The following is a 26,109-nucleotide window of genomic DNA, read 5'->3' as shown; positions in this document are numbered from 1 at the left end:
GCGGGCACGGAATCTGCCCGGAAGTGTTCCTCAACGGCCGGTGCCCGTGTTCGGGGCCGCTCCTACCGTTCGCCCTATGAGTCTCACGGCAAGCCTCGACGATTCGTCCGTCACTGCCGCACCGGGCGAGGAAACGGCCGTCCCTCTGCGGATCCTCAACTCCGGCAGCACCGTCGAGGAGTACCGCTTCGAGGTGGTCGGCGCGTGTGCCGCCTGGTCGACGGTGGAACCAGCGGCCCTGTCCCTGTACCCGGGCGACTCGCGAACGGTCTCGCTGGTGCTCCGCCCGCCGCGCGACTCCACCGTACTCGCCGGGGAGACGCACTTCGGGATCCGGGTGGTGCCCACCAGCGAGCAGGGCCGGACGGTGGTGCCCGAGGGGCGGGTGACGGTACTGCCCTTCACCGGGACGACCGCCGAGCTGGTACCGCGCGGTTCGAACGGCGCGTGGCGCGGCAGGCACCAACTGGCCGTCGACAACCGGGGGAACACCCCGGCAACGGTACGGCTGGAGACGCGATCCGGGACGGAGCGGGCCCGGGTCTCCTTCGACTCGGACACCCTGCGCATCGAACCCGGCCGGGCCGAGTTCGGGAAGGTACGGGTACGGCCCGCGAAGCGCATGTGGCGGGGTGCGCCGGTCACGCACCCCTTCCAGGTCGTCGCCACTCCGGAGGCGGCGGAGGGGCAGGACCCGGCCGCCCCGGTGGTCCTGGACGGCTCGTACCAGCAGGATCCGATTCTTCCGCGCTGGCTGCCACGGGCGCTGATCACCGCGGCCGTGCTGCTGATCGCGCTGGTCGGCCTCTGGTACGCGCTGCTGCGTCCCGCGGTGAAGTCGGCGGCCCGGGAGGCGATCACGCCGGAGGCGGTCCGGTCCGCCGCCGCGGCTGACAAGAACAGGACACAGGACCCGGACCAGGGCACCTCGGCCGGAACGGGACCGGGCACGGACGGCTCCTCCGCGGGTACGAGCAGCGGTGCGAACGGGGGCGCGGCGAAGCCGAGTCCCTCACCGAGCGACGGTACGTCCGCGGGTTCGTCGGACGGCGCGGGCGCCGCGGCCCCGACCAGTGCGCAGGTGCAGGTCAGGGACTCGGTGGGCGGCGGTTCCACTACGTCGACGGCCCTCCAGGTGCCCGCCGGGCGCACCTTCCAGCTCACGGACATCGTGGTCCAGAACCCGCAGGGCGACGCGGGAACGCTCGTGGTCTCCTCCGGCCGGGACACTCCCGTGCTCCGGCTCGCGCTGGAGAACTTCCGCGACTCCGACTACCACTTCGTCACGCCGATCCTGGTTCCCGCGCGCGGCAAGGTCACCATGACCGTCGACTGCCGGAAGGTGGGGAAGCCGGTGAACGCGCCGACCCCCTCGCGGTGCGCGGAATCGCTGTTCCTCGGCGGCACGATGCGCACGAACACCACGGGCTGACGTCCGGGCGGACGAGGTCGGCCGGACGAACGGCTACGTCGGCCACGGCCACGGCCACGGCTACGGCCACGGCCACGGCTACGGCCACGGAGCCGGGGAACCGGTCAGGAGGACGACGCCTGCTCGTCCTCCTCCTTCTCCTTCTCCTTCTCCTTCTCGCTCCCTTCCTCCACCGCCCGCTGGACGAAGGAGCCCTGTACGTCGGCGGGTTCCTCGTCCTCGTCCTCCGTCGCCGCCCGCTGCACGGCGGGCTGCGAGGCCGACGCCGGTGCCGCTACTGGTGCCGACGTCGAAGCCGTGTCCGTGACCGGCACCGATTCCGGAGCCGGTGCCGGGTCCGCCAGCACCCGGTCGGCATTCGCGACGGCCTCCCGCTCGAACCGGTCGGACGGATCGCTCACCCGGATGCCTCCCGGTGCCTCCGTGCCTTCCACCGGGCCGTTGCGCTGCTGGATGACGTGGGTGAGCTCATGGGCCAGCGTGGTCCGGCCCTGCGGCGAGGACGGATCGTACGCGTCCCGCTGGAACACCACGTCGCTGCCGACGGTGTACGCGTGAGCCCCCACGCCCTTCGCCGACTCGTGGGCGGCGGAGTCCGTGTGAACGCGTACATCGGAGAAGTCCGCGCCCATACGCCGTTCCATGTCCGTGCGGGTGTCGGTGTCCAGGGGCTGCCCGCCGCCGGACGAGATCACGTCGTGCACGGGGGAACGTTCTGCCTCCTCCTGGCGCTGGAGCTCCTCGGCCCGGGACTCCTGCCGCTGGAGTACCTGGCGCTGAAGCACTGCCCCCACGGCGCTGTTACCGACCGCCCGCTGGAGCACGCCCATGCCACGGGTCCCGACCACATCGGCCCGTCCGGTCGCCCCCGCGCGGAAGACACGCGAGGCGTCGGCCGTGTCCGCTCCCTCGGGCACCCTCGACACGGGCGCGGCCTCGTCGTGGTCGTGCCGGAGCGCGTGTCCTTCGCGCTCGGGGTCGAGCTCCCGATCCCATTCCTGTGCGTGCATCTTCATCTCCCCTGCGCCGCGTCTCGGCTATGCCGCGTCACTCCTGCACCGCGTCTCGGCTGCGCCGCACCCGGGCCGCGGGCGCGTCGTGATGGCCCCACCTCTCCACCTTCACGACGTGTCATCGCCTCGTCCAGACCGGGCCCCGCCCACGAAGGGCACCCGCCCCTGCCCCTTCGGGCAGCCATGACGCTCGTACCTCCCCGGCCGACAGTGCGCGGTACGCGAATCCGTGCCGAACGGCCGCATCGGCGGTCGGTGGAGTGGCCGGGGCAGGCCGCCGTCGGGATGATCGGAGACATGACCAAGAGCAAGAAGGACCGGGCGGCCGGGACCGTCACGGTGCGGATCGCCCAGGACCCCGAGGCCGACGGTCTTCTCGCGCGCAGTCCGCTCGCCGTCCTGGTCGGCATGCTGCTGGACCAGCAGGTGCCGATGGAATGGGCCTTCACCGGTCCGTACGCCCTGGCCGTGCGGATGGGCGGTGACGACCTGGACGCCCATGAGATCGCCGCGTACGCCCCGGAGGCGTTCGTCGAACTCTTCACCGCCAAGCCCGCCCTGCACCGCTATCCGGGTTCCATGGCCAAGAGGGTCCAGCAGTTGTGCCAGTACCTGGTGGACGAGTACGAGGGCGACGCGAGCGCGGTGTGGAGCGATGCCACCACCGGGACGGAGCTGCTGAAACGGCTGAACGCGCTGCCGGGTTTCGGTGCTCAGAAGGCCCAGATCTTCCTGGCGCTGCTCGGCAAGCGGTTCGGGGTCCGGCCGGCGGGCTGGCGGGAGGCGGCCGGACCGTACGGCGAGACGGGCTCGCACCGGTCGGTCGCCGACATCACCGGCCCCGAATCCCTCGCCGAGGTCCGGGCGTTCAAGCAGCAGGCGAAACAGGCGGCCAGGACCGAGAAACGCGCGGCCGAGAAGTGACTCCCCGGAAACAGCCCAGGAGAGCCGGCCGGAAAGCATCCGCCGAGAAGCGGCCCCGAGAGGAACGGGCCGGGAGACGGCCGCGCCCGACCCGCCCGCCGCCTGCGGCGAGCCGTACCGGAGACCGAACGCGGTGACCGCCCGCTGGATCGCACGGGCCATGGCTGTGGACGGCCCGCAGATCTCCCGGAGTTCGGCCAACCCCGCGTCCGGACGAAAAGCGCGACGGCGGCCCGCAGGTCCTTGAGGTCGATCAGTTCCACGCCCCTGGCTCCCTCGTCATGGAAGTTCAGACCGAACGACCACTCAGTTCGCCCGGCGCCCCGCCCTGTTCCGACGCCTCGTCCTCCCCGGCGTCAAGTCCGCGCCCGCTCCACCACCCGTTCCCGGGCGGACACCCGCGTACCGACCGCCTCGGGCGCCCGAACCCGCGCCCTGGCCCGCACTGTCGCCGTCGTTCATCACAGCCCCAATTCCGGAATGACCGCATTTATGATGCCCTCGTAAGCATTGCAGTCCGGCCCCGTGGCTGCGCCCGGAGGCTCTTGCCCGGTAGGCTTTCCGTGTGATCTTCAAGCGCATCGGAAATGGGCGGCCATATCCCGACCACGGCCGGGAAAGCACCCGGCAGTGGGCGGACGTCGCGCCGCGCCCGGTCCGCCTCGATCAGTTGGTGACCACCAAGGGCAACCTGGACCTCGAAACCCTCCTCGCCGAGGACTCGACGTTCTACGGCGACCTGTTCGCGCACGTCGTGAAGTGGCAGGGCGACCTCTATCTGGAGGACGGACTGCACCGCGCCGTCCGCGCCGCGCTGCAACAGCGCCAGGTGCTGCACGCCCGGGTGCTCGAACTCGGCTGAGAACGAGGCGCACGCCCCTCGCCCACGGTTGCGAGCCGCGCGGCCGGTCCGTCACGGGCCCCGCGGACCCGCTCGTCATGGGCTCGGCGAGCTCGCCCGCGACGGCCCCACACCCGCGCGACCGTCGCGGCGCCATGACGTGACGTGACATCGCAATGGCACCGCTCCGCAGTGGCGTCATGTCGCGGCGGCATCGCACCGCGGCCCATCCGGCCCGCCGGCCCCATCCGGCCCGCCGGTCACTTCCGGGTGCGTACCGACCATGCCCGGGAGCGCACCCACGACCTCCGAATACGTTCGGACGCATGTCCGCGCTCGTTCGGGTGCATTCGCACACGGACGGATGCGATCGGTTGATCATTTAGTAGGCATCACCATCGGGCCGCACTACGCTGCGCCCATGAGCATGCTCACTCCCCCCGGCATGGGCGGAAAGTACCGCATCACGGGCGACAAGTACCCGCGTATGCGCCGCCCCCGGCGTCGCGGCAAATTGATCCTCGCTGCCACCGCCTCCGTGGTCGCCCTCGGGCTGGCCGGATGGGGCACGATGCAGCTCATCGACGTCTTCACGGGCGGCAGCAAAACCGCCGACGCCGCCGACCACAAGAAGGACTGCCCGTCGGCCGCGGCGTCCGCGCCGACGAAGGCATTGCCCGCACCCGCGAAGATCACTGTCAACGTCTACAACGCGACACCGCGCAGCGGCCTCGCCAAACAGGCGGCCGACGAGCTGAAGAAGCGTGGGTTCGCCATCGGCAAGGTGGGAAACGCCTCGCCGGAATACGACAAGAAGGTCGCGGGACCAGGAGTGCTGCTGGGTGCCCCGTCGGCGACGAACGGCGCGCTCCAGGTGCTCGGCACCCAGTTGAACGGGGCCGTTCCGAAGACCGACGCCCGCAGGACCGCGGACGTCGATCTGATTCTCGGTACGAAGTTCAAGGCGTTCAACACGCCCAACTCGGCCGCCGCGGCACTCGCCGCCCTGACGAAGCCGTCCCCCGCACCTTCCTGCTGACGGCGGTCGGGCCGCCCGGAGCGCCGGGACCCGGCGCCCCGTACCAGCGCCCCCGGAGTCCCGCGCCCTTCGGCCCGAGTCCGGGGCCGTGCGCGGGAGCCGGAGTCCGGAAACCGGAGCCCTGCCTCGGGCCCCGGGACCGCGTGCCAGGGCGGGACCACGTGCCGGAGCCAGCATCGCGTGTCGAAGCCGGGACCGTTTTCGAAACGCGCCCTAGTCGACCGTGCCGTACATCCGGTCGCCCGCGTCGCCGAGGCCCGGGACGATGTAACCGTTCTCGTTGAGCTGCTCGTCGACCGAGGCCGTGACGACCCTCACCGGCGTACCGGCCAGCTCGCGCTCCATCACCTCGACGCCCTCGGGCGCCGCGAGCAGCACGACCGCGGTGACATCGTCCGCCCCGCGCTTGATCAGTTCCTGGATGGCCGCGACGAGCGTGCCGCCCGTCGCCAGCATCGGGTCGAGCACGTACACCTGGCGGCCCGAGAGGTCCTCCGGCATGCGCGTCGCGTACGTGGACGCCTGGAGCGTCTCCTCGTTGCGGATCATGCCCAGGAAGCCCACCTCGGCGGTCGGCAGCAGGCGCACCATGCCGTCGAGCATGCCGAGGCCGGCCCGCAGGATCGGCACGACCAGTGGCCGCGGGTGCGACAGCTTCACGCCGGTCGTCCGCGTGACCGGGGTCTCGATGTCGACCTGTTCGGTGCGCACGTCCCGGGTGGCCTCGTAGGCGAGCAGGGTGACCAGCTCGTCGGCGAGGCGCCGGAAGGTAGGGGAATCGGTGCGCTTGTCGCGCAGGGTGGTGAGCTTGTGCGCGACCAGTGGATGGTCGACGACGTGGATCCGCATGGGTTCAACAGTAACCGGGCCCGCAGCACGCCTGCGCTGGCATCAACCACACGTTCGGGGGGAAGGTGGTTGCACACGGACCCAGCCTTGGGGTGATGAGCCGATGCCGGACGCGGAACAGCGCAAACGGAACCAGCCGAATCCGGGCCGCCCGGACACACAGCGCACACCGAGTGCGCCGAACGTACCGAACGCGCCGGGCGCGTCCCTCCCGGGCCCCCTGGACACCCCGGATCCCCTGGAAGCCGCTGAAGCCCCGGATACCGCAGCCTCGCCGGATCCCGAGGAGGCCGAGTCCGCCCGTCGCAGGCGACGCGCCCAGTTCCTGCGCGAGCTCCATGAGGCCAAGGCGCTCCGCGACCGGGTCCAGCCGCGCCGGGCCCGGGCCGCCCGGATGCGTCAGGCCATGAGGATGCGGACCTTCCGCTGGTAGGTCGTACGGCGGTCCCGCGTCCCCCTGCTGGCCCCGTCCAGGAGAACTGATGGCCGACGCAACGGCCGAACTCCTCTCGCGAAGCACTTGTTTCTGCCACGATTCCGATGGGCGGGACGCAGGACAGCCGGGCCACCGACTGCCCTCCCGCCGGACCGACACCCCTAAGACCAGTGGGAGAGTCACGGTGTATTTCGCCGCACTGCTCGCGCGCACCGAAGACGGGTGGGAAGCGAGCGATACGGAACTCGACGATGTGGAGACCCTGTCCGACCTGACGGATCTGGCCCGTGAGGCCTCGGCGGACGAGGACACGGTGCTCGTCTTCATCGAACAGGAGGACGCCTGGTTCGGCGTCGTCCGGGTGGACGGTGAGGACGACCCCCGTATCTTCGTCTCGGACGCCACCGCCGCCGCCCGGTCCTCGTACGGAGAGATCCTGCTCACCGACGAACTGCTCGGCCGCGAACCCGGGGCCGACGACACCATTGCCGCCCTCGAAGAACTCGTCGGCCTCGACGGTACGGAGGACGGCGAACCGGACACCACCCCCGACAACGACCACGACGACAACGACGATGACGACGTACTCGACGCCGACGCCGTACCGGCGGGGCCGCTCGGGGACACCGCCATCCTGGCCGACCTCGGTCTTCCCGAGGCCGAACTGCTGATGCTGCGCACGGACGCGCTGGGCGAGATCGCGGACGCGCTGGGCGCGGCCGAGGTCCTGGAGACCGTCCGCTAGGGTCCGCGGGTGACCGAACCACCCCGCCCGCAAGGCCCGCCGGAACCGCACCACCCGGTGGAAGCACCGCACGATCCCGTACGAGACCCATGGCGTGCGCACATGCGCCACGCCCTGGCCGAGGCCGAGCTGGCGGCGGCGGCCGGCGACGTGCCGGTCGGCGCCGTCGTCCTCGGCCCCGACGGCGCGCTGCTGGCCGTCGGCCACAACGAACGCGAGGCGACGGGCGACCCGACCGCCCACGCCGAGATCCTCGCCCTCCGCCGCGCGGCCGCCGCGCTCGGCGAGTGGCGCCTGTCCGGCTGCACCCTGGTGGTCACCCTGGAGCCGTGCACGATGTGCGCGGGCGCACTGGTGCAGTCCCGCGTGGACCGGGTCGTCTACGGGGCGCGCGACGAGAAGGCGGGCGCCGCCGGTTCCCTCTGGGACGTCGTCCGCGACCGCCGCCTCAACCACCGTCCGGAGGTCATCCAGGGCGTCCTGGGGCCGGAGTGCGCGGAGCGGCTGACGGCCTTCTTCCGTACCGCCTGAGAACCGATTTCTTTCCACGGCCCGGCATGGTTTAAGCTCTCTCTCGGTAGCGTGTCCGAGCGGCCGAAGGAGCTCGCCTCGAAAGCGAGTGTGGGGAAACTCACCGAGGGTTCAAATCCCTCCGCTACCGCCATCGACGCCCTCCCGGCCTGTGGAAACACAGAACGGGAGGGCGTTCGCGTTACCGAAACCACACCATCAGGTGGGCGGCGGCACTCATGCCCCTGCATGTGCACTGACGCCGCACCACCCAAGACGGGGCGATATGTCCGAATCTCAAGAAGTAAGTAAAAAGAGGCTCGGCCCCGCATAAACCAGCAGGTCAGGAATTGTGGTCCCCGCGCACGCGGGGGTGGTCCCCTTGGCCAGAGGCCAGGGGCCGGGCCGAGCCCTGCTCGCCTACCAGACGGACAACGAGCAGGGCTACACCTTCGAGACCCACGACCACGCATGGCACCCGACCGATCACGAGGGCCTCACGTTGATCCGCCGCCCGAACGCCAACGCGCCACGCGCCGCACAGAAGTCGGCGGACGTCCCATGCCAGGGCTGGAGCAAGGCGTCCAGGCGGAGAAGGTTCGGCGGCCGATAGGCAGCCCCTGCGGACCGGACCGCTGGATGCGCGCGTGCCGGGAAGCCGACGGTTCCGGCGCACGCGTCGACCATGTGGCCCCGCCCACGGGGCGATGGCCCCGTATCGACTCAGGTCGGGGGAAGCGGCATCGGGGGGACAAGCCGCTTCCCCCGGTGAGAACGGCCTCTCAGGTCCGCGCCGCGGTCTGGGGGAAGCGCGCGGCGCGGACCCCACAGTGGAGGCCTGTTCCTCGCCCCTCGGGTTCCTGACTGTTCCCGGGGGCTACAGGACCCATCCTGCGTCGCGGGAGCGGTTGCGTGGGCCGACAAAGGGCCTCGATCGACGGGCCCTTGGTCCCTGAAAGACCACTCGAAAGATCGCTCGAAGATCACTCCGAGGCCGGTCGGGGGCCGGTCGAGGGCCCGCTCAAGATCGTTCGAGGAGCCGCTGAAGGCCGCGTGGGGCGAGGCGGGGATTCAGACGGATGCGACCATTCGTGCGGATACAATCGCCCGACTGCACAGGGGATCGAAGGGGAGGCAGGGGCTGATGGTGCAAGCGAAGAAGATAGCTCTCTTCGTGATAGTCGTCTTCGTGCTGTACACGATCATCACGTCCCCGGCCCGGGCGGCGGATCTCGTGCAGATAGGGTTCGAGGGCGTTTCGAGTGCCGCGCAGGGCGTCGGCGACTTCATGTCCGAGCTCGTGAACTAAGGGCTGTCCCGGCAATGTTTGCCCCGAAGGGGCGTCGACCGGTGCGTGCGGTCGCAAGGCGGCCAAAGGCCCTCGGATGGGGTCTCCCCTGCTCGAACGAAGCTGAGAGCTCGGGGAAGTGCTGGGCGGCGCGACGGGGCAAACGTTGCCGGTCACGGCACTAGCTGGGGCGCGTTTCGAAAGTCCCGTCCGGCCCGCGACGGCGGATCGGCGCACGGCGTCGGACGTGGTGCACCGCAAGACGGAGGGGCACCCGCATACTGAACGTCTGCGGTCGTTCCGGCAACGCGGCGAGGTGCCGCGGCCGTCGTCGGGCGTCCGCCAGGGATTACGGGACAGCCCTTAGGAGTACCACGCCATGATCCGCCATCTGGTCCTGTTCAAGCTGAACGACGGCGTCGAGCGGGACGACCCACGGGTCGTCGCCGGGGCGAAGGCGTTCCAGGACCTGGACGGGCAGGTTCCAGAGCTGGAGTTCTGGGAGTGCGCCTGGAACATCACCGACCGGCCGATCGCCTACGACTTCGCCATCAACTCCGCCGTCGCCGACGAGGCCGCCCTGAAGCGTTACATCGAGCATCCGGCCCATCAGGCCGCCGCCGGTCGGTGGCGGGAGTTCGCCACGTGGGTGATCGCCGACTACCCGTTCTGATCCGTCCGTTCCAGCCGGTCCATACGGTCATCCGGGCCCCTCACCACCGCGGCGAGGGGCCTTTTCGGCGTTTAAACCAAGTTGAACCCAACACGACGCTATACGGTGCTTGCGCACAGTGGGCATGTCTTGTGATGCTATGACCGCTTTTGACGGATGAGTTGACCGCAGTTGACCGCAAAGGGGTGGCCCCACCGTGCCGGCCAGTACAGCGCCTCAAGTGCCTCCCCAGACCGTCCAGACCGGCCAGGCCATCCAGACCGGACGGGGCGCGCAGAGCGGACGGCCCTCCCCAGCCGCCACCGGGACCGCCCAGGGCACCCCGAACGCCCGCAGCGCCCCGAGCCCCCCGAGCGGCCAGTCCGCGCAGGGCGCGGCGCAGGCGGCCGTCGAGGCCATGCGGCCGGACGGGGAACCCGATGGTTCGGCGGGGGCGCCCGCCAGGAGCAGGGGCGCGGACACCAGGGCGCTCACCCAGGTGCTCTTCGGACAGCTCAAGGAGCTGGAGCCGGGCACACCGGAGCACAGCCGGGTGCGGGCGGCACTGATCGAGGCGAACCTCCCCCTGGTCCGGTACGCGGCGGCACGCTTCCGCAGCCGCAACGAGCCGATGGAGGACGTCGTCCAGGTCGGCACGATCGGGCTGATCAACGCCATCGACCGGTTCGACCCCGAGCGCGGGGTGCAGTTCCCGACCTTCGCGATGCCGACCGTCGTCGGCGAGATCAAACGATACTTCCGCGACAACGTGCGCACCGTCCACGTCCCCCGCCGGCTGCACGAGCTGTGGGTGCAGGTCACCGGCGCCACGGAGGACCTGACGACCGCTCACGGCAGGTCGCCGACCACCGCGGAGATCGCCGAACGGCTGAGGATCTCCGAGGACGAGGTACTGGCCTGCATCGAGGCGGGCCGCTCCTACCACGCGACCTCTCTGGAGGCCGCCCAGGAGGGCGACGGACTGCCCGGCCTGCTTGACCGGCTCGGGTACGAGGACCCGGCCCTCGCGGGGGTCGAGCACCGCGATCTGGTGCGCCATCTGCTCGTGCAGCTGCCCGAGCGCGAGCAGCGCATCCTGTTGCTGCGCTACTACAACAACCTGACGCAGTCACAGATCAGCGCCGAGCTGGGTGTCTCCCAGATGCATGTGTCAAGGCTTCTGGCCCGTAGCTTCGCCCGTCTTCGATCCGCAAATAGGATCGATGCCTAACCGGTTCGGGTAAAGCACTCGAAGTCCGGCTCGGGCGGCCCGATTTACCGGGCACCCCCGCCAACTGGGCAGACATCACAAAGACTTGTCGACATGTCGCTACAGCGCGTTGCCGACATGTGACATTCTGCGGAAACCGCGTTTGCCGCGGCCTCGCCTCCGGTATTCAGGTGGGAGCTGCGTTCCTCCGATGGTCGCGGCTCGACGCGACCGTCCGCGACCTCAAGGGGGTGGCATGTCCGAAGAACAGGGCAGCTCGAAGGTGCTCACGCTCACCAAGGGCGTACCCGCACCTGTTGCGCCCGTCAGCTCGCCGGAAGCCATCGACACCCGCACGCTGTCCCGCTCCCTGTTCCTGCGGCTCGCCGCCCTGGCTCCCGGTCCCGACGGAACGGACAGCCCGGAGCGCGCCTACGTACGGGACACGCTGATCGAGCTCAACCTCCCGCTGGTGCGGTACGCCGCCGCGCGGTTCCGCAGTCGTAACGAGCCGATGGAGGACATCGTCCAGGTCGGCACGATCGGGCTGATCAAGGCGATCGACCGGTTCGACTGCGAACGGGGCGTGGAATTCCCGACGTTCGCGATGCCGACCGTCGTCGGCGAGATCAAGCGGTTCTTCCGTGACACCTCCTGGTCGGTGCGCGTGCCGCGCCGCCTCCAGGAGCTGCGGCTCGCGCTGACCAAGGCCAGCGACGAACTCGCCCAGAAGCTGGACCGTTCGCCGACCGTGCCGGAGCTGGCCAAGGTGCTCGGGGTCTCGGAGGAGGACGTGGTCGACGGCCTGGCCGTCGGCAACGCGTACACCGCGTCCTCGCTGGACTCGCCCTCACCCGAGGACGACGGCGGCGAGGGCACCCTCGCCGACCGGCTCGGGTACGAGGACTCGGCGCTGGAGGGCGTCGAGTACCGCGAGTCGCTCAAGCCGCTGCTGGCCAAACTCCCGCCGCGCGAACGACAGATCATCATGCTGCGGTTCTTCGCCAACATGACCCAGTCGCAGATCGGCGAGGAGGTCGGCATCTCACAGATGCACGTCTCGCGCCTGCTGACCCGTACGCTCGCCCAGCTCAGGGAAGGGCTCATCGCCGACTGACCGCCATGGACCGCCGCACCGCGCGGCACGAGGGTTCCGATTTGACGGACCGTCAGTCACACTGACGCGATGCGACGTCAGATGCTCCACTCGACCGGCCGCCGGGGCGCCGCGATCGCCGCCTCGGCGGCCGTGCTGTGTCTGGGCGGTGCACTGGCCGCCTGCGGTGGCGGTGCGGCGGCCGACGGCTACGTGGCGGTGGGCGCGGCGGGGCCCGGGAGCGAGCGGACACCGTCCGGGCCGGTGGCGCCGTCGGGGAAGGTGACGCTGGTACCGCTGGACGGGGCCGGTGGCGCCGGCGGGGCCCCGCCGGGCGGATCCGGCGGCAGACACGCGTCGGGGAACGGAAGTTCGAGGAAGGGCGGGGGCGACTCGCGCGGGCCCGGGGGAGCCGAAGGGACCGGAAGCGCCGGGAGAACGGAGGGCACCGGCGGCGGGACGCCGGGCGATGCCTCCCGTCCGGACGGTCCGAACGGCCCGGGTGGGGCCGGTGGTGCGGGCGGTCCCGGTGGGTCGGACGGCCCGGACGACCCCGGTGACGGTACGGGCGGATCCGGCGGCGGCACGGGCGGTGGGTCCACGGACCCGTCGGCGCCGACGGACCCCGGCCACTCGGCACCGGGCGGCCCGGCCGTGCTGGTGGTCGGCGCCCCCGAGCGGGCGGCCGCCGAGGAGCGCTGGTGCGAGAAGGTGACCGTGGAGTTCCGCAACACCGGGGGATCGCCGGCCCGCGCGGGAACCGTCATCTTCGCCACACACATCATCGGCGGCCTGGGCGTCGACTGGGCGACCGTCGAGTCGTCCGCACCACTGCCGGCGCCGATCGACGCGGGAGGGGCGCGGACGAGGACGTACACCGTCTGCGTGGACGCCTGGCGGGTGCCGCTGGGCATGCATGTGGAGACCCGCGACGTCACCGCCGTACTGAAGTGACGCCACCGCCGTGCCGGGCGGCGTCACCGTCGCGTACCGGAGTGACGCCCCGCCGTACCGGAGCCATGACGGGTGAAGGGGTGGGAGCCGGAGGTTACGAGGTACGAGGTGTGAGGTACGAGGGAACCGTCGAGCCGGTCAGCCGAGCGCGAGCCAGGCGACCGCCGCGAGGACGACGACCACCGCGACGATGGTGACGATCATCCCGGTCTTCGGTCCGGACGGGGCGGCAGCCTGCTGTCGGCGCTGCGGCTCGCCCTCGTCGACGAAGGCGCGGAACATCTGGGTGCTGCCGGCCGGGTCGTGGTTGCCCTCGGGGCCCTGGGGGGCGTGGGGGTTATGTGCCATGGGGCAGGACCCTAGCGAACTCGCCGTTACGGCCCAACCCCCGGGGCACCGAAGCGAGCTGACGGTCGGCGGTGTCGTACCGGACGGAGCGCCGGGCGTCCCGCCGTCACCACGGAACACACCGCACAACCCGCCCCGGAACGGACATCCGCCGGGCCAGCCACCACGGAAGACAGTCGCATCCCGACCCAGAACGGTCGCGACCCCACCCAGAACGGTCGCGACCCGGGCACGGAGAAGGCACTGCCCGCCGGCACAGAACGGGAGAAAGGGAAAACGGGACCAGGGCGAGCGCGGGCCGGGCGCGGGCCGGGCGCGGGCGCAGGACGGGCGGGGCCCCCGGCTCGGGCACGTTCGCGCACCGGCGGAGAGCATTCGCGCCCCCCGACGGAAGACGGTCACGTCCCCGACGGAAAGCATTCACGGGGCCGTGGAAACCGGTCGCGATCCCGGCCGGACATCACCCCGGCCCGTGGCAGGAGACACACCAGTCCCGGGCCACACCCCACACGTCGGCACTTTGACCGGGACCCTACGCAGCCTTTTGCGTTCCTTTACTTCTGCAAGTCCACTTTCATTTGCCTGTAGCAACCAACGGCTTCTATGGTTGCCCTAAGCAACAAGATGCACCGGTGGAATCGCCTGGGGGGCCCATGGCCGCACGGAGTCAGTACGAAGAGCTGGCCCGGCACGTCAGCGCGGTCGGAGCCGTCAAGCGAGGTGTCGCACGCGTCCTCCCGGCCGAATGCCCGCCCGGTTCCGCCGCCGTACTCGCACTGCTCAGGCAGCACGGCGAGATGCGGATCAGCAGACTGGCCGAGCTGCTGGACGTCGATATGTCCGTTACGAGCAGGCATGTCGCCCATGTAGCGGAGCACGGCTGGATCGAACGGTCCTCGGACCCGACGGACAAGCGGTCCCGCATCCTGCGACTGACCCCGGCCGGACGCGACCTGCTCGGTGACATGAACCGTCGTGTCACCGAGATGTTCGCCCACAATCTCTCCGACTGGTCGGACGACGAGGTCGGCCAGCTCAACCGGCTCCTGGCCCGGCTGCGCGACAGTTTCGCCTGCCGCGGTTTCGGCGATTGCGTCCCCGGAACGCACAGCGGCGAGTGCCGTTCGCGGCCTTCCGACGACAGCGCCGACGCGCACACCCGTACACCCGTGTAACAGAAGCAAAGACAAGGAACTCCATGGCAACGACCACACCGACCGGTGTGCGGGGCGGCCACGCCAAGCACGGGGGGTCGCCCGATCCCTCGTCCGGCGCGCCGATGACACACCGGCAGATCATGGAAGCACTTGCCGGGCTGATGCTCGGCATGTTTGTCGCGATCCTGTCGTCGACGGTCGTCTCCAACGCCCTTCCGCAGATCATCTCCGATCTCGGCGGCGGCCAGAGCGCCTACACCTGGGTCGTCACGGCCTCGCTGCTGTCGATGACCGCCACCACTCCCCTGTGGGGCAAGCTCGCGGACCTGTTCAGCAAGAAGCTGCTGGTCCAGATAGCTCTCGTCATCTTCGTCGCGGGCTCGGTCGTCGCTGGTCTCTCGACCAGCAGCGGCATGCTGATCGCCTGCCGTGTCGTCCAGGGCATAGGGACCGGCGGTCTCTCCGCCCTCGCGCAGATCGTGATGGCGGCGATGATCGCCCCGCGTCAGCGTGGCCGCTACAGCGGATACATCGGTGCGGTGTTCGCCGTCGCCACCGTCGGTGGTCCGCTGCTCGGCGGTGTCATCACCGACACCAGCTGGCTGGGCTGGCGCTGGTGCTTCTACGTCGGTGTGCCGTTCGCCGTCATCGCGCTGATCGTGCTCCAGAAGACGCTGAAGCTCCCGGTCGTGAAGCGTGAGGTCAAGGTCGACTGGGCGGGCGCGTTCTTCATCAGCGCCGCCGTATCCCTGCTGCTCATCTGGGTGACCTTCGCGGGCGACAAGTACGACTGGCTCTCCTGGCAGACCGCCGTGATGGTCCTCGGTTCCCTCGCGCTCGCCGTGATCTTCGTCGTCGTCGAGACCCTGGCCGACGAGCCGATCATCCCGCTGCGCCTCTTCCGCAACCGCACCATCGTGCTGGCCTCGCTGGCCTCGCTGTTCGTCGGTATCGCGATGTTCGCCGGCACGGTGTTCTTCAGCCAGTACTTCCAGCTGGCGCGCGGCAAGTCGCCGACGATGTCCGGTGTCATGACGATCCCGATGATCGGTGGCCTGTTCATCTCCTCGACGGTCTCCGGCCAGATCATCACCAGGACCGGCCGCTGGAAGGCATGGCTGGTCTGCGGTGGCGCCCTGGTCACCGCGGGGCTCGGACTGCTGGGCACCATCCGCTACGACACGGCGTACTGGCACATCGCGATCTACATGGCCGTGATGGGCCTCGGCATCGGCATGATGATGCAGAACCTGGTGCTCGCCACGCAGAACCAGGTCGCGCCGTCCGATCTCGGTTCGGCCAGTTCCGTCGTCACCTTCTTCCGTTCCCTCGGTGGTGCGATCGGCGTCTCGGCGCTGGGCGCCGTACTGGGCAACCGCGTCACCCACTACGTCGAGGACGGCCTCAAGGCCCTCGGCCCCGAGGGTGCCGCCCTGGGACACGGCGGTACGGGCGGCGGGGGCATCCCCGACATGGACAAGCTGCCCGCGCCGTTCCGCGAGATCATGGAGAGTGCCTACGGGCACGGTGTCGCCGACGTCTTCCTGTACGCCGCGCCGGCCGCGCTGGCCGCCTTCCTGATCACGGTCTTCATCAAGGAGGTCGCGCTGAAGTCGAACGCCGCCGAGGCCGCGCCGGTCACGGACGGGACCCCGGCCGTCGAGCAGGCCGGTGCCGTCGAGCGGGCCGAGGCCCCGGTGCCGGTCCCCGCCGCCGTCGCGGCCACGCCCGCGGACGCGGCGCGGACCGTTCCGGCCCCGGCGGCGGCCGCGGCCGCCGCTCCGGAGCCCCTGGTCACCTCCGTTCAGGGCACGGCCGTGCACGGTGTGGTGCGTGGCGCGGAAGGTGCGCCCGTTCCCCTGGCCGCCGTCACGCTGATCTCGCTGGCCGGCCGCCAGCTGGGCCGCTCCGTCGCCCAGGCCGACGGCAGCTACGCGCTGGACGCCCCGGGCACCGGCAGCTACGTGCTGATCGCGTCCGCCGACGGTTTCCAGCCGCAGGCGTCGACCGTTGTCGTCGGTGAGGAGCCGCTGTCGTACGACATCCTGCTCTCCGGTACGAGCGGTCTCACCGGAACCGTCCGGGCCGCCGAGACCGCGGCACCGGTCGAGGGCGCCATGGTCGTCGTGACCGATGTGCGCGGCGACGTGCTGGCGACCGGCAGTTCCGGGGAGACCGGCGAGTTCGCCTTCGGCGAGCTGGTCCCCGGTCCGGTGACCGTCGCGGTGAACGCAGCCGGGTTCCGTCCGCTGGCCCTGCCGGTGGAGATCGGCGGCCAGGGCGTCACCCGCGTCGAGGCCGCGCTGCAGTCCGGCGCCCTGGTGCGCGGTGTCGTACGGGCCGGTTCCGCCCGGCGTCCGCTGGCCGACGCCCGGGTCACCCTGGTCGACGCGGCGGGCAACGTGGTCGCCACGTCGACGACCGGGGAGGACGGGGCGTACGCCTTCACCGACCTGGACGTGGGCGAGTACACGGTCATCGCGACCGGCTACCCGCCGGTGGCCGGCGCGCTGACCGTGACCGGTCCCGGCGTCGACGGCCACGACGTCGAACTCGCCCACCCCGGCGAGTGAGGAGGACCGGCGGCGGCCCGCGCCAGCGGGGCCTGCCGCCGGATCTCTCACCACAGACCCCTGGCGGGTCGGCGTCCCGAGCGGAGACGCTGTACCGGCCGGTGGAAATGGGCCCCGGTGGCGGGGACGGCAGGCAGGGGACGGCCGGCCGGTCCCGCCCCGGGGCCCGACTCATTGAGCGACTCGAACCCACCGAGTCACCGGGGTCACTGCTTCGGAGTCACCGGGTCCGGTCCGCGGGTCACCGGGTCCCTGGTTCTGAGCCACCGGGTCCGGACAACCGGGCCCGGGCCACCGGGTCCCAGCCACTGGGTCACTGATTCACTGAGTCCTTGAGCAAGGAGAGAGAACGGGATGGGACTTCGCGCACAGGTACGGACGCGGGACGGCTGGGCGGTCCAGCACGCGGTCGTGACGGTCACCGACATGACCGGCGCGCAGATGCTGCGGGCCACCGCCGACGAGGAGGGGGCGGTGCGGACGGACACCCCCCTGCCGGCCGGCGCGTACACGGTGATCGTCACCGCGGTCGGGTACGCCCCGGCCGCATCCACCGCGCTCGTCACGGCGAGCGGGCGCGTAGAGGCCGGCACGGTGGTGCTGGCCCGGCAGGGCGGAGTCGAGCTGCCGCCGCCGGGCGCCTGGTCGCTGGACCCGGCGCACTCCTCGGTCGCCGCGGTCGCGCAGCACCTGGGCATCTCCAGCGTGCGGGGCCGGTTCACCGAGTTCAGCGGCCGGATCGAGATCGCGGACGAGGTCCACCGGTCCCGGGTCGACGCCGTCATCACCGCGGCCAGCATCGACACCGGCAACGGCATGCGGGACAAGCACCTGCGCTCGCCCGACTTCCTGGACACCGACCGCTTCCCGGAGATCACCTACCGATCCGACGGTCTGGACCCGGCCGGCCCCGACCGCTGGACCGTCCACGGCGTGCTGTCCATGCGCGGCGTCGACCGGCCGGTCGATCTGAACCTGAGCTACCTCGGTACGGGCCCCGACCCGTGGGGCGGGGTGCGCGCGGCGTTCAGCGCCACGGCGGAGCTGCGGCGCGACGACTTCGCCATGAACTACAACCAGGTGCTGCAGGCGGGCATCTCGGCGATCGGTACGACGCTGCGGGTGGAACTCGACATCCAGGCCGTGCAGGGCGAGTCGCTGCCGTCGTAACCACCGGGCGGAACAGGGGCCGACGGGAGGGACAAGAACAGGGACAAGGCGGACGGGCGGGGCAGGGGGCCGGGGCTCGGGACGGCGGCCGATGAACGAGGCGGTCCCTCGTATACCCGTCCGTCGTCCCTCGCCTCCCCGTCCGTCGTCTCTCGTATCCCGTCCTCCTGTCCGGTCCCTCGGCCCGCCGCTACCGCTCGCGAGCCTGTTCCCGGATCGCCTCGATGCCGGCGATCAGCAGGTCCAGGGCGTAGGTGAAGTCCCGGTCGCGCATCTCCTCGACCGTGTCGCCGCCGCGGGCATCCCTCAGCTTCTCCGAGGATTCGAGCATCTGGTCGAAACTCGGTTGGCCGCGGACCTCGCTCATGGACTGCTGGTAGTACTCCTCCTGGGTCATCCCCGCATTCGCGCTGCGCTGCGCGTAGTGGCCCTCGATGGTGCCGAATCCGGACACGAACTGGAAGACCGCGGCGAGCGCCCCGGCCTGGCGTTCCAGCGGCAGGCCGGTCGCCCGGATCACGTCCATGACGGCGTTCGACATCGCCCTCGCATGCGGACCGATGTTGAGGAAGTGCCCGGCGAGGTGCGCGGCCCAGACATGACGGGCGATCAGCGCACGGTACTGCGCGGCGAGTTCGCGCAATCGGTCGTGCCAGTGCGCGTCCTCGTGCGGGGGGCGGATCTCGCTGTGGACGGAGTCCAGGGCCAGTTCCAGCAGATCGTCCTTGGTGTCCACGTACCAGTAGAGGGACATGGCGGTGACACCCAGCTCGGCGGCGAGGCGGCGCATCGAGAACTTGTCGAGACCCTCGGCGTCCAGCAACCGTACCGAGGCCGCGACGATCTTCTCCCGGTCGAGACCGGCCGGCTGGTCCGTTCTGCGGGTGCGCGACGGTGCGCGCTGGGCCAGCCACACGCTGGTCCTGGCGGGGTTCTTCACACGGTCGGCCGCGGACACCATGGCGCACTCTCCTCGTCTTGCCGGCGGGGCGAACCGTCCCGTACGCGCACACCCGCACCTGCGCATACGTGTGCGTGTACGCGCGAGGCGGATGCGTACGCGAGGCGGATGCGTACGGTCCGATGCGCCCCACCCCGATGCTATGCCGCGGCCTCGGCCCCGGCCTCGACGGACTCCGCGCGGAGGGACTCGGCGCGCTCCGCACGGCGCAGGAGTACCGCGGCCAGCAGGCCACCGGCCAGCACCGCCACCGCTCCGGCCAGCTGACTGGTCTCCAGGCCCGAGGCGAAGGCGTCGCTGATCCGCGCCCGTTCGCCGTCGTCGGCGGCCGCGGCGAGCGCGACGGGCAGCGAGGCGGCGCCCACCGCCGCGGGCACGAGCGACGCGAAGCGCGAGCCCAGCACCGCGCCGAGGACGGCGACGCCCAGGCCGTTGCCGAATTCGGCGAGCGTGCCGTTGATCCCGGCGCCCACGCCCGCCTTCTCCGGCGGAATGGCGCTCATGATCGCGTTGGCCATGGCGGGCGTGGCGAGCGCGATGCCCGCGCCCATCACTACCAGGCCGAGCAGCATGCCGCTGTAACCGTCGCTCCCAAGCAGCGCGACCGCGGCGAGCCCCGCGGCCAGCAGGCTCATCCCGGCCGCGATGGTGAGGGGCGTGCCCAGCTTCGGCACCGCCCTGGCCCCCAGTCCGGAGAGGTTGAGCACGACGACGCTCAACGCCAGCGGGGCGGTGCGCAGACCGGCCTCCAGCGGCCCGTAACCGAGCACGAACTGGAGCTGCTGGGTCAGCAGGAAGAGCGATCCCCCCATCCCGAAGGCGACCAGGATCGAGCCGCCGACGGCCCCGACGAACTTCTGGCTCCGGAAGAAGTGCATGTCCAGCATGGGGTACGGGATGCGCAGCTCCCACAGCACGAACCCGGCGAGGACGGCGACCCCGACAACGGCCGTCAGCAGGACCGGACCCGATGTCCAGCCGCGCTCCGGGCCGGAGATGATCGCGTACACGACGGACGCCATACCGATCGTGGAGAGCAGCGCGCCGAGCAGGTCGGGGCGGCCGTCGCCGGCGTTCCCGGACTCCGGCACGAGCCAGGCCACGGCGATCAGGCCGAGAACGGCGACGGGGATGTTGATCAGGAAGATCGCGCCCCACCAGAAATGGTCGAGCATCACCCCGCCGATCAGCGGACCGACGGCGACGCCGAGCGAGCCGACGGTCGCCCAGATGCCGATCGCCCTGACCCGCTCGGTCTCGTCGAAGATCTGGACGACGACGGCGAGGGTCGTGGTCAGCAGCAGCGCGCCGCCGATACCCATGCCCGCCCGCGCGGCGATCAGCTGCGCGGACGACTGTGCCAGTCCAGCCACCAGCGAGCCGATGCCGAACACGGCGAGCCCGGCGATCAGCATCTTCTTACGGCCGTAGCGGTCGGCGGAACTGCCGGCCGTGAGCAGCAGACCCGACTGGACGAGTGAGTAGGCGGTAATCATCCACTGCACTTCGGCGGTGGACGCGTCCAGCTCCCGGGTGAGGGAGGGGATCGCGACGTTGAGGACGGTGTTGTCGAGCAGCACCGTGAGCTGGGCGAGACAGATGACGCCGAGGATCAGCCAGCGCTGCGGATGCCTGGGCGGCGAGAGGTGGTTCTGCTCGGCGGCGGTCGCCGTCATGCGGACTCCAGATGCCTTATACGGTGTACAAGAGAGGGTGTCATACACCGTATAGCCGTCCTCGTACGGCGTACAAGTGATTTGCCTGGCGCCGAAGCGGACAGCACGGCAGCCGCCGTACGGAACCGAGAACCAACGGCCGACCGGCCGACGGTCGGTGACCGGTGACCGGTCACCGACCAGGAGCCGGGGCCGGGGCCTGAACCGGGAATCGGGAATCGGGGATCGACAGGAGATCAGGAGATCAGGAGATCAGGAATCAGACGGGATCGGGAAAAGCCTTCGACGGACCGCTCACCGATCCGGCAGCCTCCCCGGCATGACGACACCGCCCTTCGTCCCCGGTCTGGAACTGTCCCGCCGCTTCCACCTCGAAGCCGTGCGCCCCCTGCTGGAGGAGGCCGCTCCCGGCATCCCGTACTCGGCCGCCCTTCTCGGCAGCGGCTCGGAGGTCCTGGGATTCGACACCGCCCGCTCCCTCGACCACGAGTGGGGACCACGTCTGCAGATCTTCGTGCACCCCCGGGACGTCGCCCGCCACGGCGCGGTGCTCTCGAAGCTGCTCTCCGAACGTCTGCCGAAGCGCTTCCACGGCTACCCGACCCACTTCGCCGCCACCTCCGAGGCGGGAATCCGGGTGATGCGGGCGACCGACGGGCCGGTTCACCACGGGGTCGACATCACGGACCCGGGCACCTGGTTCACCGAGCGGCTGGGCTTCGACCCCCGCCAGGAGGTCGCCCTGACGGACTGGCTGGCCACCCCCACCCAGCGGCTCGCCGAGGTCACTTCCGGGGCCGTCTTCCACGACGGCCTCGGTGAGCTCGCTCCCGCGCGGGCGAAGCTGGACTGGTACGACCACGACCTCTGGCTCCACCTGCTCGCCTGTCAGTGGCGGCGCGTCTCCCAGGAGGAAGCCTTCGTCGGCCGTTGCGGCGAGGTGGGCGACGAACTCGGCTCCGCCGTCGTGTGCGCACGCCTGGTACGCGATCTGATGCGGCTGTGCCTGCTGATGGACCGCCGGAACCCGCCCTACGCCAAGTGGCTCGGCAGCGCCTTCGCCCGCACGCCCCAGGCCCCCGCCCTCACACCCGTGCTCACCGCGGCCCTCGCCGCCACCGACCGGAACACCCGCGAACACCACCTGGCCCGCGCCTACGAGACCGTCGCGACCGCCCACAACCGACTCGGGCTCACCGAACCGGTCGATCCCGCGACGCGCCCGTACCACAGCAGACCGTTCCGGGTGCTGCACGCCGAACGCTTCGCCGCCGCGCTGCTCGACCGCATCACCGATCCGGTGGTGCGCGGGCTGCCGCCGATCGGCGCCGTGGACCAGTTCGTCGACAGCACCGACGTCCTCGGCCACCCCGAATCGGCCCGGGAGGCGACCCGGGCGACGACCGCGCTCCGCCGCGCCGCCGACCGGCCGGGCGGCGGTCCTTCGGGCCCTACTCCCCCGGTTTGATGAGGTATCCCGCCCCGCGCCGGGTATGGATCATCGGTGTGCGACCGGCGTCGATCTTCTTGCGCAGGTACGAGATGTACAGCTCGACGACGTTCGCCTGCCCGCCGAAGTCGTAGTTCCACACCCGGTCGAGTATCTGAGCCTTGCTCAGCACCCGTCGCGGGTTGCGCATCAGGAAGCGCAACAGCTCGAACTCGGTGGCCGTGAGGTGGATGGACGTCCCGCCCCGGCTCACCTCGCGGCTGTCCTCGTCGAGGACCAGGTCGCCGACGACGAGCGACGAGTCGGCGCGTACGGCCGCGGCCGCACCGGAACGCCGGATCAGCCCGCGCAACCGGGCCACGACCTCCTCCAGGCCGAACGGCTTGATGACGAAGTCGTCGCCACCGGCGGTGAGCCCGGCGATCCGGTCCTCCACCGCGTCGCGCGCGGTCAGGAACAGCACGGGCACCCCGGACAGCTCCCGCCGCAGCCCGCCGAGCACGGCGGATCCGTCCGCGCCCGGCAGCGTTACGTCGAGGATCACCGCATCGGGCCGGAAGTCCCGCGCCATCCGCACGGCCCCGGCCGCGTCACCGGCGCTGCGCACCTCCCAGCCCTCGTAGCGCAGCGCCATGGAGAGCAGCTCGGTGAGAGCGGCCTCGTCGTCCACGACGAGCACGCGGACGGGGGTGCGGCGGTCGGGCCTCAGCGGTTCGTCGCGTTCCCGGGACAGTTCGGTACGCCTCAGGGGCGAGGTCGTCGTCGTCATGTCTCAACCCTGTGAGACTCCTCTGAGAGGCTTCTTTCCCGAATCTGTGAATTCCCTGAGAAACGGTCCTCCTCCCCCTCCTGTCCACACCCCACTTCCCCGCCCGCGCGTGCGCGACCGTCCCAGCGTGCGCGACCGGCCCGGCGTACGCGACCGGCCCGGCGTACGCGACCGTCCGGCGTACGCGACCGTCCGGGCGTACGCGACCGGCCGGGCACCTCACGCCACGCCGAACAGCGCCCTCGCGTTCTCGTGGCAGACCGCCCGCAGCCAGTCGTCGCCCAGCTCCAGCCGTTCCAGCGCGTGCAGTTGATGCGCGTACGGATACGGGATGTTGGGGAAGTCCGTACCCAGCAGGATCCGGTCCCCGAGCGCGGCGAGCCGCCCCCGTTCGGCCACCGGGAACGGACTCAGCTCCTGTACGAAGTCCGTGAACACCATCGTCGTGTCCAGCCGCACCTCCGAGTACGTCTCGGCCAGCGCCAGGAACTCCGCGTACTCCGGCATCCCCATGTGCGCCACGACCAGCCGCAGCCGCGGGTGCCGGGCGAGCAGCCCGGCGATCGGCGCGGGCCCGGTGTGCCGGCCCGGCGCCGGTCCGGAGCCGCAGTGCGTCACCACCGGGATGCCCGCATCGGCGAGCAGCCCCCACACCGGGTCCAGCAAGGGGTCGCCGGGGTCGTATGCGCCGACCTGGACATGTGCCTTGAAGACCCTGGCCCCCGCCTCCACCGCCTCGCGCACGTACCGTTCCGCGCCCTTCTCCGGGAAGAAGGTCGCGGTGTGCAGACAGTCCGGCACCCGGCTCGCGAAACCGGCCGCCCACTCGTTCAGCCAGGCGGCCATCCCGGCCTTGTGCGGGTAGAGCATCGAGGTGAACTGCCGCACTCCGAACGAGCGCAGCAGCGCGAGTCGTTCGTCCTCCTCGTGCCGGTAGGCGATCGGCCACTCCATGCCGGTCAGCGGACCGGCCGAGTCGAAGTACGCCCAGACCTTGCGCAGCACCCGCTCCGGCATGAAGTGCGTGTGCACATCGATGATCCCGGGCAGCCCCAGCCGCTCCCAGAACCGAACGACGTCGTCGGCCTCACCGTTCACAGCGCTCCCCTTCCCTCCGTGCTCGGACCACTCGGCCCCACCCGGACCCCGTGGGGCCCATGCGGCCCGTGTGGACTCGTACGACCCATGTGGCCCTGTGCGGCCCTATGCGGACCCATGCGGACCCATGCGGCTTCCGTCCGGACAGGCCCGACCCATGTCGGCCCAGCCGGTCCTGCCGGACCTGCCCGGACCTGCCGGACGTTCCTGGACCTGCCGGTCGTGCCTGGAGCCGACGATCTCAGAACAGCCCGTCCTGCACTCCACCGCCCCCGATGCCGGCCACCGGCACGCCCACCCCCGTTCGCGCGTCGGCGTCCGTCAGCTCCCACCCGGTCATCAGCCGGGTGTCCAGCACCACGACCCCGTCCGCCACCGTCTCCAGGTGCAGGTCCGGACCGGCCGCCGCCACCAGCCGCCCCGCGACCGCGCCCCCGTCCACCAGCTCGGTGACCGCGCACGTCACTTCGACCGCGCCGTCCAGCCCGAACAGCCCGGCGTGGTCGACCGCCTCGAACGGCAGCCGCTCCAGCGTCTCCGGCCACCCCGCCCCCTCCAGCGCCACGGCCCGCCCGTACAGCTCCGCCACCTCGGACCGTCGCTCCCCCTCCCCCGGCAGCACCGCGCGCACGGCGCGTTTCGAGGTGTACGGGATCCGGTCCGGCACCCCGAGCGCCGACCGCAGCAGTTCCTCGGTCCGTCGCGCCGCCATCAACGGCCCACGTCCCAGCCAGCTGAACACCACGGCCCCCTGCTCCCGCAGCCGCGCCGCCCCGCGCTCCTCGGCCGTGATCCCGGCCTTCACCATCCCCGGCCCGAACCAGGCGAGGTACACGCGGTACGTCCGGGGGTCGTCGGCGATCGTGTCGGCGGCCACCGAGTGCGCCCGCTCCAGCCGCGCGCACTCCGGGCACCGCGCCCCCGTGCTCCGCCCCGGCACCACGGCCCCCACCGGGCACGCGTGCCCGCGCGCCCCGGTGCATCGACGCGGCCCCACGGCCCGGAACCCGAGTTCTGTCCCGTACGCGAGCGCACTCGCCCGCACCGTCGCGGCCTGCCGCCAGCCGAGCGAGGGCCCGCCGTCATCCGTCGGCCACCGCAGCCCTGTGCACTGCCAGCCCATGGGTGAACTCCGGACGTTCGCGGACGATGAGAGGCAACGCTACCGTCCCGGCTGTCACTGGTGATCGCCATCATGGGGACATGGCCAACCCGCACCTGACCACCAGCAGTATCTGGCGGCTCCACCACGGCGACCAGGAGATTGCCCGCCTGACCGTGACCGGCACCGACATGCCCTGGACCCACGCCGAAGTCGAGACACTTCCTGGCTTCGAAGAGTTCCGTCCCCTCTTCGCCGAGCAGGAGCGGGCTGTCGACGAGGAGGACTGGGAGCAGGCCGAGGCCTGCTACGCCCGGATCCGCCACGCGCTCACCATGACGTTCCCCGACGGCAGCCCGGTCGCCGAGTTCATGCTGCACATCCACGACGACGGCACCGCCGGCTGGCGCTGGCACGACCGCAAGGCCGTGAGCCTTTGCGGGGGGAGGACTCCTGCACACGCGGGCATGCGGAACGCAACGTCCGGCGGATCTGCCTAAGGGCTGTCCCGAAGGAGCGTCGTCCGGTGCGTGCGATCGCAAGGCGACCGGAAGCCCTCGGATGGAGCCTCCCCTGCTCGAACGAAGTCGAGAGCTCGGGGAAGGGCTATGTGGGCTTTTGGCCGACGCCGCGAGCAATGGGGTCTCCCCTGCTCGAACGAAGCTGAGAGCTCGGGGAAGTGCCGGGCGGTGCGACGGGGCAAACCTTGCCGGTCGCGGCACTAAGGGCTGTCCCGTCATCCCTGGCGGGCGCGCGACGACAGCTGCGGCACCTCGCCGCGTTGTCGGAACGTCCGCATACATCCAGTATGCGGAC

General features: G+C 71.0%; 25 protein-coding genes, 1 tRNA gene and 1 pseudogene. 19 read left to right on the top strand and 8 right to left on the bottom strand.

What is annotated here, in order from left to right:
* Positions 1-76 precede the first annotated feature (76 nt).
* Positions 77-1,432, top strand: coding sequence for a hypothetical protein (locus tag ACFYXM_RS33705; RefSeq protein ID WP_389295231.1), 1,356 nt, complete (start codon positions 77-79; stop codon positions 1,430-1,432).
* Between the two features lie 104 nt (positions 1,433-1,536).
* Here the strand turns inward: ACFYXM_RS33705 and ACFYXM_RS33700 are convergent, their stop codons facing one another.
* Complete coding sequence (locus ACFYXM_RS33700) at positions 1,537-2,442, bottom strand: DUF4157 domain-containing protein (protein WP_389295229.1); 906 nt, start codon at positions 2,440-2,442, stop codon at positions 1,537-1,539.
* A gap of 300 nt (positions 2,443-2,742) precedes the next feature.
* On the opposite strand from ACFYXM_RS33700, the gene ACFYXM_RS33695 reads away from it, so the two are divergent.
* The 3 genes from ACFYXM_RS33695 to ACFYXM_RS33685 all read left to right on the top strand — a co-directional run bounded on the left by ACFYXM_RS33695 (position 2,743) and on the right by ACFYXM_RS33685 (position 5,249).
* Entirely contained in the window at positions 2,743-3,369 is a 627-nt protein-coding gene (locus tag ACFYXM_RS33695; RefSeq protein WP_389295227.1) for an HhH-GPD-type base excision DNA repair protein, read from the top strand.
* A gap of 565 nt (positions 3,370-3,934) precedes the next feature.
* The gene (locus ACFYXM_RS33690; protein ID WP_072488263.1) at positions 3,935-4,231 is read left to right on the top strand and encodes a type II toxin-antitoxin system VapB family antitoxin; all 297 of its coding nucleotides are present in this window, start codon (positions 3,935-3,937) and stop codon (positions 4,229-4,231) included.
* 424 nt (positions 4,232-4,655) lie between these two features.
* Complete coding sequence (locus ACFYXM_RS33685) at positions 4,656-5,249, top strand: LytR C-terminal domain-containing protein (protein WP_389295247.1); 594 nt, start codon at positions 4,656-4,658, stop codon at positions 5,247-5,249.
* Between the two features lie 213 nt (positions 5,250-5,462).
* On the opposite strand, the gene upp is transcribed toward ACFYXM_RS33685, so the two are convergent.
* A complete protein-coding gene (upp, locus tag ACFYXM_RS33680; RefSeq protein WP_389295225.1) occupies positions 5,463-6,098 on the bottom strand; it encodes a uracil phosphoribosyltransferase in 636 nt (211 codons plus the stop codon).
* Positions 6,099-6,336: 238 nt separating this feature from the next.
* Between upp and ACFYXM_RS33675 the strand changes: the two genes are divergently transcribed.
* From ACFYXM_RS33675 to ACFYXM_RS33630, 10 genes and pseudogenes are all read left to right on the top strand, one after another.
* Positions 6,337-6,531: a hypothetical protein gene (locus ACFYXM_RS33675; RefSeq protein WP_389295246.1), complete on the top strand. Its 195-nt coding sequence runs from the start codon at positions 6,337-6,339 to the stop codon at positions 6,529-6,531.
* A gap of 187 nt (positions 6,532-6,718) precedes the next feature.
* Positions 6,719-7,279 carry a hypothetical protein gene (locus tag ACFYXM_RS33670; protein WP_389295244.1) on the top strand — a complete coding sequence of 187 codons (561 nt, stop codon included), beginning with the start codon at positions 6,719-6,721 and terminating at the stop codon, positions 7,277-7,279.
* A gap of 102 nt (positions 7,280-7,381) precedes the next feature.
* Entirely contained in the window at positions 7,382-7,810 is a 429-nt protein-coding gene (gene tadA, locus ACFYXM_RS33665; RefSeq protein WP_389295224.1) for a tRNA adenosine(34) deaminase TadA, read from the top strand.
* A gap of 45 nt (positions 7,811-7,855) precedes the next feature.
* Positions 7,856-7,943: transfer RNA gene (locus tag ACFYXM_RS33660), tRNA-Ser, on the top strand.
* 243 nt (positions 7,944-8,186) lie between these two features.
* Positions 8,187-8,402 (top strand): annotated as a pseudogene (locus ACFYXM_RS33655) (type I-E CRISPR-associated endoribonuclease Cas2); the annotation flags it as partial.
* A gap of 531 nt (positions 8,403-8,933) precedes the next feature.
* Positions 8,934-9,098, top strand: a complete 165-nt coding sequence (locus ACFYXM_RS33650; RefSeq protein ID WP_360106020.1) for a hypothetical protein — start codon at positions 8,934-8,936, stop codon at positions 9,096-9,098.
* A gap of 358 nt (positions 9,099-9,456) precedes the next feature.
* Positions 9,457-9,750, top strand: coding sequence for a Dabb family protein (locus tag ACFYXM_RS33645; RefSeq protein ID WP_389295222.1), 294 nt, complete (start codon positions 9,457-9,459; stop codon positions 9,748-9,750).
* Positions 9,751-9,970: 220 nt separating this feature from the next.
* Positions 9,971-10,960, top strand: coding sequence for an RNA polymerase sigma factor SigF (locus tag ACFYXM_RS33640; RefSeq protein ID WP_389295220.1), 990 nt, complete (start codon positions 9,971-9,973; stop codon positions 10,958-10,960).
* Positions 10,961-11,195: 235 nt separating this feature from the next.
* Positions 11,196-12,056 carry an RNA polymerase sigma factor SigF gene (locus ACFYXM_RS33635; protein WP_389295218.1) on the top strand — a complete coding sequence of 287 codons (861 nt, stop codon included), beginning with the start codon at positions 11,196-11,198 and terminating at the stop codon, positions 12,054-12,056.
* A 69-nt stretch (positions 12,057-12,125) separates the two neighbouring features.
* Complete coding sequence (locus ACFYXM_RS33630) at positions 12,126-12,989, top strand: hypothetical protein (RefSeq protein ID WP_389295216.1); 864 nt, start codon at positions 12,126-12,128, stop codon at positions 12,987-12,989.
* 138 nt (positions 12,990-13,127) lie between these two features.
* Here ACFYXM_RS33630 and ACFYXM_RS33625 read toward each other — a convergent pair whose 3' ends face one another.
* Positions 13,128-13,337, bottom strand: a complete 210-nt coding sequence (locus ACFYXM_RS33625) for a hypothetical protein (RefSeq protein WP_389295214.1) — start codon at positions 13,335-13,337, stop codon at positions 13,128-13,130.
* Between the two features lie 653 nt (positions 13,338-13,990).
* Here ACFYXM_RS33625 and ACFYXM_RS33620 point away from each other — a divergent pair.
* From ACFYXM_RS33620 to ACFYXM_RS33610, 3 genes are all read left to right on the top strand, one after another.
* Positions 13,991-14,512 (top strand): MarR family winged helix-turn-helix transcriptional regulator, encoded by a 522-nt coding sequence (locus tag ACFYXM_RS33620; RefSeq protein WP_389295212.1) that lies wholly within the window; start codon positions 13,991-13,993, stop codon positions 14,510-14,512.
* Between the two features lie 23 nt (positions 14,513-14,535).
* A complete protein-coding gene (locus tag ACFYXM_RS33615; RefSeq protein WP_389295210.1) occupies positions 14,536-17,067 on the top strand; it encodes an MFS transporter in 2,532 nt (843 codons plus the stop codon).
* A 354-nt stretch (positions 17,068-17,421) separates the two neighbouring features.
* Positions 17,422-18,237 carry a YceI family protein gene (locus tag ACFYXM_RS33610; RefSeq protein WP_389295208.1) on the top strand — a complete coding sequence of 272 codons (816 nt, stop codon included), beginning with the start codon at positions 17,422-17,424 and terminating at the stop codon, positions 18,235-18,237.
* A gap of 190 nt (positions 18,238-18,427) precedes the next feature.
* Here the strand turns inward: ACFYXM_RS33610 and ACFYXM_RS33605 are convergent, their stop codons facing one another.
* Entirely contained in the window at positions 18,428-19,198 is a 771-nt protein-coding gene (locus ACFYXM_RS33605; protein ID WP_389295206.1) for a TetR/AcrR family transcriptional regulator, read from the bottom strand.
* Between the two features lie 140 nt (positions 19,199-19,338).
* The gene (locus ACFYXM_RS33600) at positions 19,339-20,874 is read right to left on the bottom strand and encodes an MFS transporter (RefSeq protein WP_389295205.1); all 1,536 of its coding nucleotides are present in this window, start codon (positions 20,872-20,874) and stop codon (positions 19,339-19,341) included.
* A gap of 319 nt (positions 20,875-21,193) precedes the next feature.
* Here ACFYXM_RS33600 and ACFYXM_RS33595 point away from each other — a divergent pair, with 319 nt between their 5' ends.
* The gene (locus tag ACFYXM_RS33595; protein WP_389295203.1) at positions 21,194-22,342 is read left to right on the top strand and encodes a DUF4037 domain-containing protein; all 1,149 of its coding nucleotides are present in this window, start codon (positions 21,194-21,196) and stop codon (positions 22,340-22,342) included.
* Here the strand turns inward: ACFYXM_RS33595 and ACFYXM_RS33590 are convergent.
* The 3 genes from ACFYXM_RS33590 to ACFYXM_RS33580 all read right to left on the bottom strand — a co-directional run bounded on the left by ACFYXM_RS33590 (position 22,326) and on the right by ACFYXM_RS33580 (position 25,314).
* Positions 22,326-23,093: a response regulator transcription factor gene (locus ACFYXM_RS33590; protein ID WP_073786542.1), complete on the bottom strand. Its 768-nt coding sequence runs from the start codon at positions 23,091-23,093 to the stop codon at positions 22,326-22,328. The two genes, ACFYXM_RS33595 and ACFYXM_RS33590, sit on opposite strands and share 17 nt — an antisense overlap.
* Before the next feature lie 219 nt (positions 23,094-23,312).
* Positions 23,313-24,191: an amidohydrolase family protein gene (locus ACFYXM_RS33585; RefSeq protein WP_389295201.1), complete on the bottom strand. Its 879-nt coding sequence runs from the start codon at positions 24,189-24,191 to the stop codon at positions 23,313-23,315.
* Between the two features lie 241 nt (positions 24,192-24,432).
* Entirely contained in the window at positions 24,433-25,314 is an 882-nt protein-coding gene (locus tag ACFYXM_RS33580) for a DUF2797 domain-containing protein (RefSeq protein ID WP_389295199.1), read from the bottom strand.
* An 80-nt stretch (positions 25,315-25,394) separates the two neighbouring features.
* Here ACFYXM_RS33580 and ACFYXM_RS33575 point away from each other — a divergent pair, with 80 nt between their 5' ends.
* Positions 25,395-25,793, top strand: a complete 399-nt coding sequence (locus ACFYXM_RS33575) for a hypothetical protein (protein WP_389295197.1) — start codon at positions 25,395-25,397, stop codon at positions 25,791-25,793.
* Positions 25,794-26,109: the final 316 nt, after the last annotated feature.

It is taken from the genome of Streptomyces sp. NPDC002476 (assembly GCF_042889785.1).
In the GTDB taxonomy this organism is placed as follows: Bacteria; Actinomycetota; Actinomycetes; order Streptomycetales; family Streptomycetaceae; genus Streptomyces.
Note: the sequence above shows the minus strand (reverse complement) of the source record. Positions and strands in the feature narration are given on the sequence as shown.